At 36.3% G+C, this 12,970-nt stretch carries 10 protein-coding genes; 8 read left to right on the plus strand and 2 right to left on the minus strand.

Features of this window, described 5'->3' with window-relative positions:
* Positions 1-32: 32 nt before the first annotated feature.
* The gene (locus Q1A47_RS17845; protein ID WP_299632605.1) at positions 33-1,517 is read right to left on the minus strand and encodes a spore germination protein; all 1,485 of its coding nucleotides are present in this window, start codon (positions 1,515-1,517) and stop codon (positions 33-35) included.
* A gap of 682 nt (positions 1,518-2,199) precedes the next feature.
* Here Q1A47_RS17845 and Q1A47_RS17850 point away from each other — a divergent pair.
* The 4 genes from Q1A47_RS17850 (at position 2,200) to Q1A47_RS17865 (ending at position 7,608) form a co-directional block, all read left to right on the plus strand.
* The gene (locus tag Q1A47_RS17850) at positions 2,200-3,948 is read left to right on the plus strand and encodes an ABC transporter ATP-binding protein (protein WP_166529824.1); all 1,749 of its coding nucleotides are present in this window, start codon (positions 2,200-2,202) and stop codon (positions 3,946-3,948) included.
* Positions 3,948-5,978: an ABC transporter ATP-binding protein gene (locus Q1A47_RS17855; RefSeq protein ID WP_166529825.1), complete on the plus strand. Its 2,031-nt coding sequence runs from the start codon at positions 3,948-3,950 to the stop codon at positions 5,976-5,978. Before Q1A47_RS17850 ends, Q1A47_RS17855 begins: the two co-directional genes overlap by 1 nt.
* Before the next feature lie 23 nt (positions 5,979-6,001).
* Positions 6,002-6,817 carry a serine protease gene (locus Q1A47_RS17860; RefSeq protein WP_121604834.1) on the plus strand — a complete coding sequence of 272 codons (816 nt, stop codon included), beginning with the start codon at positions 6,002-6,004 and terminating at the stop codon, positions 6,815-6,817.
* Positions 6,818-6,882: 65 nt separating this feature from the next.
* Positions 6,883-7,608: a PRC-barrel domain-containing protein gene (locus Q1A47_RS17865; RefSeq protein ID WP_205388390.1), complete on the plus strand. Its 726-nt coding sequence runs from the start codon at positions 6,883-6,885 to the stop codon at positions 7,606-7,608.
* A 461-nt stretch (positions 7,609-8,069) separates the two neighbouring features.
* Here the strand turns inward: Q1A47_RS17865 and Q1A47_RS17870 are convergent, their stop codons facing one another.
* A complete protein-coding gene (locus Q1A47_RS17870) occupies positions 8,070-9,662 on the minus strand; it encodes a BCCT family transporter (protein ID WP_166529826.1) in 1,593 nt (530 codons plus the stop codon).
* A gap of 249 nt (positions 9,663-9,911) precedes the next feature.
* Here Q1A47_RS17870 and Q1A47_RS17875 point away from each other — a divergent pair, with 249 nt between their 5' ends.
* From Q1A47_RS17875 to Q1A47_RS17890, 4 genes are read left to right on the plus strand one after another with little or no spacing between them, the layout of a single operon-like run.
* A complete protein-coding gene (locus Q1A47_RS17875) occupies positions 9,912-10,472 on the plus strand; it encodes a GbsR/MarR family transcriptional regulator (RefSeq protein WP_034679632.1) in 561 nt (186 codons plus the stop codon).
* The gene (locus Q1A47_RS17880; protein WP_121604836.1) at positions 10,465-11,358 is read left to right on the plus strand and encodes a 3-keto-5-aminohexanoate cleavage protein; all 894 of its coding nucleotides are present in this window, start codon (positions 10,465-10,467) and stop codon (positions 11,356-11,358) included. The genes Q1A47_RS17875 and Q1A47_RS17880 overlap by 8 nt, the downstream gene beginning before the upstream one ends.
* Before the next feature lie 6 nt (positions 11,359-11,364).
* A complete protein-coding gene (locus Q1A47_RS17885; protein WP_034679631.1) occupies positions 11,365-12,348 on the plus strand; it encodes a 3-hydroxyacyl-CoA dehydrogenase NAD-binding domain-containing protein in 984 nt (327 codons plus the stop codon).
* A 16-nt stretch (positions 12,349-12,364) separates the two neighbouring features.
* Entirely contained in the window at positions 12,365-12,838 is a 474-nt protein-coding gene (locus Q1A47_RS17890; RefSeq protein WP_026682758.1) for a thioesterase family protein, read from the plus strand.
* Positions 12,839-12,970: the final 132 nt, after the last annotated feature.

Raw genomic sequence — 12,970 nt, forward strand, 5'->3', positions numbered from 1 at the left:
AATTCCCTTTAATTACATTTATTTGAAATTAATTAATACTTGACATTTTTGTTTTTGTTTAATGCAACGATAGTGAAACGGAATGAAGAAAATCGCTTTGTTTGCATATTATAAGGCAGGCGAAATAAGGTTTTATTTAAGTCCTGCCAATTAAGCGGATACACAGGCGATAAATATGGTCTTCCTAATGATGTTAGTTTTAGTAAATGAATAATCAGAAAGCAGATGCCAAACATGATTCCAATAATACCTAAGACACCTGCAAGAACGATCATGGGAAAGCGCAAAACACGAATTGTCGTTCCCATCAGATAACTTGGAGCTGTAAACGAAGCAAGCGCACTTAGTGTAATAAAGATAATTAGAATGTTACTGGTAAGACCAGCCTGTACAGCAGCTGTTCCAACTACAACACCGCCAACGATACCCATCGTTTGTCCAACTTTTGTCGGTAATCTCGCTCCTGCCTCTCTCAGTAATTCGATGAGTAACTCAAGTAAGAAAGCTTCAAAAATAGGAGGAAAGGGTACGTTTGCCCGGGATTGCCCAAGTGAAATTAATAATGGGATCGGAATAATTTCATAATGATACGTTACTGCTGCTACATAAAAAGGAGTTAATAATACAGAAATAAACATGGCAATAAAACGGAGAATTCGAAAGAAACTACCAATATTCCAACGCATGTAAAGATCCTCCGTTGATTCAAAAAAGCTGAATAAAGTAACTGGTGCAATTATACCAGTTGGACTATTTTCAACGAGAACGCCAACGCGACCTTTGGATATAGAATAAGAAAAGCGGTCAGGTAATTCGGTTTCATAGAATTGTGGGAAGATACTAGCGGACGAATCCTCGATTAATTGAATTAAGACTGAACTATCTTCAATTTCATCAATTTCCAGGTCATTTAATCGCTGACGCATGGTTTGAATATCTGTTTCGTTCGCAATTGATTTTAAGTACGCTAAACGTATTTCCTTTGGTGAACGTTCACCAATAACAATCTTTTCTAAAACTAGATCATTCGATAAAATCCCTTTACGAGTTAAATTCATATTTGTGGCAAGAGATTCAGTAAATGCAACCTGTGGACCAAGTACCACGGATTCAGTTTCAGCCTTAGAAAGTGAGCGCTTTTCTTCTTTTTTCAAGGTATAAGAAATAATGGTGGAGTCTTGTTCAATGTAAATAAATACTTCACCTAATAAGATTCCTTTCAATATATCGTCCAAGTTGTCTACCGTTTTTCCAGAACTTAATGGAATATTATTTAATAAAGCTGTTATGGACCAGCTTTCTTTACGCTCTAAAAGTGGTTTTAGTAAAGAGTTTTCTACTTTATTTGTGTCGATGAGATAGGTGATATAAAATACAGCTATCCGCTGGTTTTGATGATTATAGATCGTATAGTTTAAATCGGAATTATGATCAAATTTTTGCTGAAGTATCGCCTGTAGATCCTCTAATTTGCTCGGGAAAATACTACTTGTCTTTTTCTTCTTAGCTCTTCTCATAATTGCCTCCAAATTGTTCCGTTCCTATAAGCTTAGTATGTCTGAAAAGGAAGGAAATATGATTTGAGATTTAAATTTATCCCACATATAACTGGCAGTAAGCCCCCACTTCAAGTAATAAGGTGAAACCTAATATGTGTGAGTGGGAGATCGACTTTATATTCCGCATCCAACAATTATTTAAAAAAATTGTGAAAAACATATTGACTTAAAATTTTGCTAATACTATAATAATTGAGAATCTAAAAAGAAGGAGGTCACATACCATGCGAATCAATCAGCAACTGACAACAAAAAATTCTATATTCTCTGTGACCTCAAGCGTGAACATGTAAAATTGTTAACTTATGGTTAACGTTAGCATTATTTAATCTTTTGAAAGGTGTCACAGGTGTCTGTGACTCTTTTGTGTTGAAAAGGGAAGTTTTTTAATTACTATTTGCCTTTTTTATGAACGCATACGTCATGGACGTATGTGTTTTTCTTTGGGTTTTGATTCATTTTAGGAGTGATTTTAGAGCTTTTTAACATCCCTATAATAAATCGCAAACTCTTATTAATGGAAAGGCATCTGCACAATGGAAAAGAATGCTTTATCGTTTGCTTGTTATACAGAGAATATAGAGGAAATGAATGTATTATTTTTATAGACCTTATATATAGAGAAAAGAAGGTGTTTATTATGTTTAGTGTTTTTAGAAAATTAAATTGGTTTTTTAAACATTATTGGAAGCGATATGTATTTGCAATTATTGCTTTAATTATTGCTAGTGCTATTGGTTTAATCCCACCTAAGATAGCGGGGTATACGATTGATCATATTCAATTTGAAACACTTACCTTACAATTGCTAACTGCAATCATCGTGGGATACTTATTGCTAATCGTCATTCATTACGCCATTTCTTACCTATGGGATTATACTTTATTTAGTGGTGCCGTTATTTTAGAAAAATGGATGAGGAGCAATTTAATGCAGCATTTCTTAGCCATGACACCATCGTTTTTTGGGAGATATCGTACAGGAGACTTAATGGCTAGAAGCACAAATGATCTTAAAGCGATAAGCTTAACTGCTGGGTTCGGTGTGTTGACGCTTGTTGATTCAAGTATATTCATGTTAATGATAATAGCTATGATGGGATTCACGATTAGCTGGAAATTAACCATTGCTTCCTTAATTCCATTGCCAATTATGGCGATTGTCATGAACAAATATGGTGCCGCTATTCATGCTCGATTTACAAAAGCGCAAGAAGCCTTTGGTGAAATGAACAATGACGTGTTAGAGTCGATTCGCGGTGTCAGGGTACTTCGAGCATTTGTACAAGAAAAGCAAGATGCACAGCGGTTTCAAGCCATGACAACAGATGTTTATGAAAAAAATATAGAAGTTGCCAAGATAGATGCGTTATTTGAACCAACGATGAAAATTTTAGTCGGCCTATCTTATACGATTGGACTTGGATACGGAGCGTTTCTCGTATTTGAAAATATTCTTACGCTCGGTGACTTAGTTACATTTAATGTTTATTTAGGAATGTTAATTTGGCCAATGTTTGCTGTCGGAGAGCTAATTAATGTTTTACAGCGAGGGAATGCATCTTTGGATCGTGTAAATCACACACTTAATTACCAAGCAGATGTGAAAGATCCGACGAAGCCTGTTCATGTATCAGAAGTAACTTCCATTGATTTTTCATCTGTTTCGTTTTCCTATCCAGATACGGAAATGCAGCAACTAAAAGACGTTTCATTACACGTGCAAAGAGGAGAAACAATCGGTATTGTTGGTAAGACAGGGGCAGGTAAAACGACTATTTTTAAACTGCTCTTACGGCAATATCCTGATATGAAAGGAAAAATAACTGTTTCTGGGGAAGATTTACAACATCTTTCGCTTGAGCAAATACGTTCTTGGATTGGTTATGTCCCACAGGACCAAATGATGTTTTCAAAAACAATTCGAGAGAACATACAGTTTGGGAAGGAAGATGCAACTGACGAGGAGATCTTTCGAGTCATGCAACTTGCCCATTTTCTTGACGATATGAAACAACTACCAAATGGGTTAGATACACAGGTTGGAGAAAGTGGTGTTACATTATCTGGAGGACAAAAACAAAGAGTGGCACTAGCGCGTGCATTTATTAAAGATCCAGAGATATTAATTTTAGATGATTCATTGTCTGCTGTAGATGGAAAAACAGAAGCTAGAATCATTGATCATTTACGTAAAGAACGAAAAAATAAGACGACATTTATTGCAGCACATCGTCTATCTGCTGTTACGCATGCCGACCATATTATCGTGTTAGAAGATGGAGTGATTATAGAGCAAGGAAACCATGAGCAATTAGTAAAACAGCAAGGATGGTACCAAGAACAATATAATCAACAACAGCTAGAAGATAAGGAGGTAACTGGCTAATGACGACTGAAAGAAGACTTTTTTCTTATGCACTTCGCTTTAAGAAGGGTATCATTATTGGCTTAATTTGTTTAGTTATTGCCGTATCTTTAGAATTAGCTGGTCCTTTAATCGCGAAAAAAGTAATTGATGATCATATACTTGGCGTAGAAGGGAACTGGCAGCAGGTCATTTTAAAGGACGATACGGATACGGTTGAATATGAGGATAAGTTCTATAAACGAGCAGACCGCTTGGAGAACGAAGATGAAGTAGTGGGTGATACTGCTACCATCATAGGAATTGGTTCTACGTATTACTTTGTTCATGAAGAAGTTCCGTTACAAGGAAAACGATCTGTTGATGAAGGAACGATAACGATTACTACATCAACAGAAAAGATTGAAGTAACTGGAGAAAAACTGTCATTATCAGAGATCTATCCATTCTTTAAACCAGAGCGAAAACCGATATTATTATTACTATGTCTATATATGATACTGCTTATCATTGCTGGATTTTTTCAGTTTTATCAGACCTTTCTATTACAGCAAGCTTCTAATAAAATAGTAAAACAAATGCGAAACGACTTATTTGCTCATACGCAGCGTATACCAATTAATTACTATGTGGATCAACCAGCTGGTAAAATAGTGGCAAGAATAACCAATGATACGGAAGCGATACGAGATCTTTACGAGCGGGTTTTATCAATTGTTGTAACAAGTGTCATCTATATGGCTGGTATTTTTGTAGCACTATTTATTTTGGACGTAAAGCTTGCTGCTCTATGTCTGTTAATTATTCCATTAATTATTGGTTGGATGAAGGTATATAAGTACTTTGGTACGAAATATAATACTGTTATTCGTTCAACTATTAGTGAAATCAATGGGAATATTAATGAAGCAATTCAAGGAATGCCCATTATCCAAGCATTTCGCAGAGAAAAGAAAACAAAGGAGGACTTCGAGGTATTAAATGAGCGCCATTTTACTTACCAACGAAAGCTGGTAAAACTGAGTGCACTAACCTCTTATAATCTAGTTACTGTTTTTCGAAATCTTGCTTTTGTAGCATTTATTTGGTATTTTGGGTCATTTTCTTTAGAGCCTACTAGTGTTATATCTATTGGCCTACTCTATGCATTTGTCGATTATCTAAACCGGTTTTTTGAACCCGTTACGGATATCGTTAATCAGCTTCCTTTAATTGAGCAAGCCAGAGTGGCAGGAAATCGAGTGTTTGAATTAATGGACTATGATGGAGAGGAAGTAATGGATGACCAAGTAAAACGATATCGTGGTAATGTAGAATTTGATCATGTTTCATTTGCTTATAATGATGATGACTATATATTAAAGGATTTATCCTTTAAAATTAAAGCAGGTCAGACTGCTGCGTTTGTAGGTCATACCGGTTCTGGTAAAAGTTCAATTATGAATTTACTATTCCGTTTCTATGATCCGCAAAAAGGAAAGATTACAATTGATGGAATCTCTACAAAAGAATGGTCTCGCCAGCAAGTTCGTAGTCATATGGGTATCGTCCTACAGGATCCATTTTTATTTTCTGGTACTATTTTGTCTAATGTAACGATGAATGACCCTAATATAACTACTGATGCAGCAATTCAGGCATTAAAAGCAGTTGGGGCGGATCGTTTTATAGAAAAATTACCGAGGAAATATGAGGAAAAGGTAACAGAAGGAGGAACAACTTTTTCATTGGGGGAAAGACAATTAATATCATTTGCACGTGCATTGGCTTTCGATCCAGCTATACTGATTCTTGATGAGGCGACAGCTAATATTGATACTGAAACAGAAACAATGATTCAAGAGGCGCTAGAAGTTTTGAAATCAGGAAGAACAACCTTAGTTATTGCGCATCGTTTGTCAACGATTCAACAAGCTGATACCATATTTGTACTTGATCGTGGTACGATAAAAGAGCATGGTAATCATGAACAATTAATGATAGAGCAGGGTTATTACTATCAAATGTATCAAATGCAGCAAGGGAACAAAGCAAAGTCTGTTGTTTCATAAATATCGTAACGATGAGGTGGATTATGGATCAGAAGGATAAACAGCAGCAGGATATTATCGATGAAGATCTATATGAAGAAATTGATGATGAAGCGCTTTTTGATTTAGTTGAAGAACAACGACAAAAGGTTTTGGCCAGGGAAAAAGAAGCAAAGGAGCAATTGGAACCAAAACGTCCATTTCCAAAGTGGGCGTTTTGGCTAATTGCAGTTGTGCTTCTTTTTAATGTTATTGCTTTAATACCACGCACATTTTCCATACCCGCAATAGAGTTTTTAAAGACATCCGCACGGTTATCACTTCAAGAAGAAATTCAATTGTATAAAGAAGCAGTTGTTACAATAGAAACAGAAGATTCAAAAGGTACAGGTTTTGCAGTTTCAGCTGATGGAACCATTTTGACAAACTATCATGTGGTTGAAGGAGAAGAAAATGTAACTGTGGTATTTCCTGAGCTTGGTTTATTTAATGCAACCGTAGAAACAACGCATCCATCTATTGATTTAGCAATTTTAAATGCGGATGCCGAAAACGTACCTTATTTAAATTTAGCCAAACGAGCTTCCGTGCAGAAAGACGAACAAGTTCAGTTTATAGGAAACCCATTACGATTTAACGGGATAGCAAATGAAGGGAAAATTATCGGCTATACTAAATTAACCTCATGGGAAGAAAAAGTCATTATGATTGAAGCTCCCGTATACAGAGGTAATAGTGGTAGTCCTGTAATAAATAGGGAAGGAAAGGTAGTTGGGATTATTTTTGCTACTTTGGACCATGATTCATACGGTAAGGTTGGTTTATTTTATCCTATTGACTATTATTATCAATATCAATAATACGGTTGGTTTATTAATTTTTATAAAGGGTAATACATTTGTAAACGTCTAAGGAGGCGATTACAATGTTTTTAACATCTGAATTAAAGAATTATAAAATTCATGCTTCAGATGGAGTGATGGGAAAGGTTAAGGATCTTTACTTTGATGATAATAAATGGGCCATTCGTTATGCAGTTGTAGATACACGAAAGTGGTTGCCAGGCAGACGTGTGCTTATGTCACCAGCGTCCTTTCGAGCTCTAAATGAACGAGAAAAACATGTAGAAGTAAAGCATGATAAAGAAGTAATTCGAAATAGTCCAACCATACCTGAAGAAAATGCAGTTACTAAGGATGATGAAAATTCGCTGATTAGTTACTATGGATGGGCAAGATACTGGGCAGGTAGTATGATTTGGGGAGTAGTAGATCAACCAATGACCTTCCCGCGATCAACAAATGATAGTTCAGATAACTATGAGAATCATGTGAGTGACTGGCAAACTTATAATCTTCGAAGTGAAGATGAAACCATTGGTTTTAAGGTTCATGCAAATGACGGTAAGATTGGTCATATTGCTGATTTAATTGTTGATACTAATTATTGGAAGGTAAGCTATGTAATTGTACAAAATAGTGAGAAATTCACAGAAGAAGCTTATTTTATTTTTCCAATTGAGAAAATTCAACAGGTGGACTGGTTTGAAAAAGACATGTATTTAAATACCTCTCTTTCAGATGTAAAATTAAAAAAAGAATATTATACGAAAACGTCCATATTAGAAAGCTTTGAAATAATACAAAATTGAATATTGCTTCCTTCAGAGGAGTGAAAAAGCACTTTCAAATAACTCTGCTCTCTTTTAACACAACTGGAGTACACTCTCCTTCCCTGGGAAATGTTTATTTTCCCTGCAAGCAAAGAAGCTCCATTCCGAGATTTGTACTGTTTCTCTTTTATAACTGTAGTCTCGTATATTTCAGTTGCTGAATGTAAACGAAATGATGATACACCACCTTCAGTTTGTAGAAAACGCCTAGTTTTTTCTTGGGCAATTTGTGAATAATTTCACGACGAACGTTAGAGCCTCCTTGCGAAATGTATGTTGCTTGGAGGCCTGTCTGGTCTAGTTTTTGCTTTTATTGCTATAGCGAAGTTATGATGGTTATTATTGTCTCTACATAAAAATAACTGCCGAGAAAAAATTCCTCAGCAGTTATAGAAAATAAAGTCTATATAGATTATTTGTGTTCATGAAATGATAATTGGCTAGTATTTTGATTGGTTGGATCTTTCCTCTATTTCCTTTCTATTTATGTGGATGGTGGGAGATTTAAAATCTCTAGATGCTTGCATATCGTAGTTAGAAGCTTTCATAAATGACCATGCTAACAGAAACATAATCAAAATAAGTGGGAATCCAGCAACAATACTTGCTGTTTGTAATGCTTTTAAATCACCAATAAACATTAATACGAGAGGTAATAGACAAAGGGTGAACGCCCAAAATAATCTGTTCCAACGTAAAGGCTCTCCTTTAATTCGCTTCTGAACAACTGCTGCCAAAATATAGGAAGAAGAATCAAAGGTTGTCGATAGAAAAATGACGGCAAGAATAGTGAATAAACCTACAATCATATCAGCCATTGGTAATTGATGAAGAATGGCAATAATTGCAGCAGGTGCACCATTATCATTCATAAAGCCAATGACATCAAACGATCCCGATAATTGTAAATAGAGACCAAAGTTTCCAAGAATACCAAAGAAGAGAATACAACCAAATGTTCCATAAATCATTGTACCGAGAATCATTTCTCTAATCGTTCTCCCTCGAGAGATGCGAGCAACAAATAGACCTACAAATGGTGCATAAACAACCCACCATGCCCAATAAAACACGGTCCAAGATTCAGGGAAGCCTGTTTCTGTAAAACCACCAAAATTTCGAAATGGTTCTAGCCATGTTGCCATTCGGAAGAAGTTATCTGCAAGAATTCCGAGGCTTGAGAAAGTTGTTTCACTAATAAAAAGGGTTGGTCCGAATATAAAAACAAAAGCCATTAAGATAATAGTTAGCCAAATATTGATATCACTTAATATTTTTATTCCTCGACGTAATCCAGAATAAGCGCTAATTGCAAAGATTAAAGTACATAGTAACATAATCCCTGCTTTTAAACCTAATGTCACCGGGATCCCTGTTAGATCATGGATACCTTCAGCGATCATCGGTGTTCCTAACGCTAATGTTGTGCCAGCACCTCCCATTAACCCAAACATGAATAATATGTCAATGATTACTCCTACTGGTCCATCAACAAGATTACCAAGTATTGGTCTAACAGCTTCACTAATTTTTAAGACTGGCTTTTTACGTACATAATAGAAGTAAGCGATTGGCAATGCAGGTAATGTATAGATAGCCCATGCAATCGGACCCCAATGAAAAATACCGTATGAAGATGCCCACTGGATTGCTTCTTTTGACTTTGCTTCCACTCCAAACGGTGGTCCTTGATAATAGTATGCCCACTCGATCATACCCCAGTAAAGGATACTGGATCCGATACCAGCTGCAAATAACATGGCAGCCCAAGAAAAGGTATTAAATTCCTTTTTCTCTTCTTTATTTCCTAACTTAATTCTACCATTCTTACTGAAGGCCACAAATAATAAAAAGATAAATGATGCCAAACCTAACAGTAAATAAAGGATACCAAAATTACCTGTCATAAATACGTTCGCTTCATTTATAACTTCAGCTCCAGCCTCAGGGAAAATAATAAGTGGAAGTGATACTCCTAATAATATGACAAGTGCCCCTAAAAACGTTGGCCAATCAATTAATTTAAAATTCATATAAGAATCAAAACCTTTCTTTATTATAATGCTTTTTCCGATTTTAAGGACTTATTAATCGTAGCAAACAGGGGAAGAGCAAACAAACGGCAAATAATACGTAAACTTTATAAAATTTATTATTTATAAAGTTTATATAATGTCAGCTTCAATATTCTCTTATATACTCCATAATGCTACAAAAAATCTTGGTTTCGAAATTTCTTCTGCCATGATACAGTTTCCTAAGATTAAAAAAGGATGGTTAATATGTCGTCACAATCAAATAAAGGAATAGTAGAAATTCAATCACACTTTGTGGAAAAGATTGCAGATAATATGCAATCTTTTGGAGTGTCTACAACAGTTGGACGTGTCTTAGGAATTATTTATATGCAGGGCAAGCCAATGACCTTGGATGAACTCTCTGCGGAAACAGGTATGAGCAAGACAAGAATGAGCCAGGTTGTCCGTGAAATGATTGACTTAAATATTGCAGAACGTGCTTTTAAAAAAGGCGTTCGAAAAGATTTGTATCAGGTTGAGCAAGACTATTATCAAACTTTCACGTCACTGTTTACTTCAACGTGGCATAATGCAATCAATAAACATATCCATTTTGAACAAAAGTTAAAAGAAAAGTTGCATGATCTAAATCATGTAGAAAAGCTACCTGATACAAATGAGCAGTTAATAACTGAAATTACAATTGAGTTAAAAGCGTGGATGGATTATTATGACTGGATCAAACGATTAATTTCTTTCTTTGAGAGTGGCGAAATATTTCAACATGTTCCCAAAAAACAAGCAGGGGGTAATAAATATGAATAGAAAAGTAATTCTATCTTGTGCAGTAACCGGAGCAGGAGAGACTGCAGAAAAAAGTCCGCACGTTCCTGTGACACCGAAGGAAATTGCTGATTCAGCGATTAAAGCGGCAAAAGCAGGTGCAACCATTGCACATATACATGTGCGTGACCCAAAATCTGGTAAATTAAGTCACGATGTTCAATTATTCCAAGAAGTAGTTGAACGAATCCGTGAGTCTGATACAGATGTTGTTCTAAATCTTACAGCTGGTGGAGGTGGTGACTGGCTACCAAGTGAAGCAGACCCGACAAAAGGTGGGAAAGGTACAGATATTCAAACGCCTGAGGAACGACATGAGCCAGTTGGATTATTACTTCCTGAGATCTGTACATTGGATTGTGGCAGTGTTAATTTTGGTGATCAAATCTATATTAGTCCTGCTACTTGGCTACGTAAACAAGCTAAGTTAATAAAAGAGAGCGGGGTTAAACCTGAGCTTGAATGCTTTGATACGGGACATATTCGCTTTGCTAATCAATTACTACAAGAGGGACTTATTGATGGTGATCCGATGTATCAATTTTGTTTGGGAATTCCTTGGGGAGCAGACGCAGACGCAGAAACTTTAGCATATATGAAAAATCGTTTACCTGAAAATGCAAAATGGGCTGCGTTTGGTATTGGCAAAATGCAATTGCCAATGGTCACTGAATCTGTTGTTCAGGGAGGAAATGCACGAGTAGGTTTAGAAGATAATTTATACTTGAAAAAAGGAAAGTTAGCAACGAATGAACAACTTGTCGACAAGGCTGTTGAAAAAATCCAAGGATTGGGACATGATGTAATGAATCCGCAAGAAGCACGAGAATATTTAAAACTAAGAAACCCATACAGTAAAGGGGAATAAATCAGCATGACAATAGAAGCTTTAGAATCAACAAAAAAAATCAAAAATATCACCGTGGTTGGAACTGGTGTTATTGGTAATGGATGGATCACGAGATTTTTAGCAAATGGATATCGAGTTACAGCAAGTGATCCAGATCCAGCAGCAGAAAAACGGACAAGGGATGCGGTGAATAGAGCTTGGCCGGCAATGAAGGAAACAGGATTAGCTCCAGGGGCATCACTCTCTAATTTATCATTCGAGAAGGATCTACAAAAAGCGGTATCAACTGCAGACTATGTACAAGAAAATGTTCCAGAGCGTGAAGCATTAAAACGTAAGGTAATTACAGAAATAGATCAGCATGCTTCAGAAGCTACTATAATTGCTTCAAGTACTTCAGGTATTCTACCAAGTACATTACAGGCAGATTGTTTGTATCATCCTGAAAGAGTGATAGTTGCACATCCGTTTCATCCTGTATATTTAATGCCTTTAGTTGAAATAGTGGGTGGTAATAAAACAGTTGGATCTACTATTGAAAAAGCAAGAAGCTTCTATGACCAAATGAGTATGAAGCCACTTGTCATTAAGAAAGAAATTGAAGGACATGTCGCAGATCGATTAATGGAAGCAATTTGGAGAGAAGCTTTGCATATCGTAAATGACGGTATAGCAACGACTGATGAGGTCGACGCTTCTATTGTATATGGACCTGGTTTACGCTGGGCATTAATGGGACCATTCATGACCTTGCATATGGGTGGGGGAAAAGAAGGCATGAAGCATCTTCTTGAACAGTTTGGTCCAGCATTAAAGCTACCATGGACCAAGCTTGTAGCGCCAGAGTTAACGGATGAGCTTACAGAGAAAGTAATAACTGGCTGTGAAAGCCAAACCGCTGGGACCACAATGGAAGAATTAGAAGAACGTAGAGATCAATTTTTAATAGAATTACAGGAGTTATTAAAGAAATACTGGCCTGCTGCTACAATTAATGGCGACATATAGAAATGAGGGAATGTTAATGCCAAGCTCGATTATTTTACAAGATAGTGTTCGAGAAGAATGGATTGATTATAATGGCCATATGAATGATGCAGAATATGTTCGAGTTTTTAGCCGAGCTGTGGATAAACTTATGTATACTATAGGTCTGACGGAAGAAGTACGTAATCAAGAAAATTATACATTATTCACATTAGAGACACATGTTTGTTATTTGGCGGAAATGAATGTTGCTGAGCCAATAGAAGTATCGTTTCAGATGTTGGATTATGATAATAAGCGTGTACATGCTTTCTTCGAATTATATGGTGAAGACGGAAAAAGAGCTGCGACAAGTGAGCAGTTACTGATGGGGATTGACCATTCAACTGGGAAGTCTGCACCGTTTCCAACAGCTATCCTTTCGAATGTTGATGAAATCGCAGATAGTTGTATGCCTGAAGAAAAACCAAAGGAAGCAGGACGCGTTATCGGTATTCGAAGAAAAAAATAAAAGGTGGAAGCAAGAAAAACCTCTGGTGAGTTGAGGCCACTGAAAAAGTCCAAAGAGATATGATTTCCATTTTATTATGGGATTCATATCTTTTTTTAGTTACAATAAAAGTACTAAGATGGAGCGGGTGGA

Origin of the sequence: uncultured Virgibacillus sp. (genome assembly GCF_947495635.1) — a bacterium.
Lineage (GTDB): Bacteria > Bacillota > Bacilli > Bacillales > Amphibacillaceae > Virgibacillus > Virgibacillus salarius.

What these genes read in the sequence shown, in the direction of transcription:
- Q1A47_RS17845 (WP_299632605.1), bottom strand. Translation starts at nt 1,517, where the DNA reads ATGAGAAGAGCTAAGAAGAAAAAGACAAGTAGTATTTTCCCGAGCAAA.
- Q1A47_RS17850 (WP_166529824.1), top strand. Translation starts at nt 2,200, where the DNA reads ATGTTTAGTGTTTTTAGAAAATTAAATTGGTTTTTTAAACATTATTGG.
- Q1A47_RS17855 (WP_166529825.1), top strand. Translation starts at nt 3,948, where the DNA reads ATGACGACTGAAAGAAGACTTTTTTCTTATGCACTTCGCTTTAAGAAG.
- Q1A47_RS17860 (WP_121604834.1), top strand. Translation starts at nt 6,002, where the DNA reads ATGGATCAGAAGGATAAACAGCAGCAGGATATTATCGATGAAGATCTA.
- Q1A47_RS17865 (WP_205388390.1), top strand. Translation starts at nt 6,883, where the DNA reads ATGTTTTTAACATCTGAATTAAAGAATTATAAAATTCATGCTTCAGAT.
- Q1A47_RS17870 (WP_166529826.1), bottom strand. Translation starts at nt 9,662, where the DNA reads ATGAATTTTAAATTAATTGATTGGCCAACGTTTTTAGGGGCACTTGTC.
- Q1A47_RS17875 (WP_034679632.1), top strand. Translation starts at nt 9,912, where the DNA reads ATGTCGTCACAATCAAATAAAGGAATAGTAGAAATTCAATCACACTTT.
- Q1A47_RS17880 (WP_121604836.1), top strand. Translation starts at nt 10,465, where the DNA reads ATGAATAGAAAAGTAATTCTATCTTGTGCAGTAACCGGAGCAGGAGAG.
- Q1A47_RS17885 (WP_034679631.1), top strand. Translation starts at nt 11,365, where the DNA reads ATGACAATAGAAGCTTTAGAATCAACAAAAAAAATCAAAAATATCACC.
- Q1A47_RS17890 (WP_026682758.1), top strand. Translation starts at nt 12,365, where the DNA reads ATGCCAAGCTCGATTATTTTACAAGATAGTGTTCGAGAAGAATGGATT.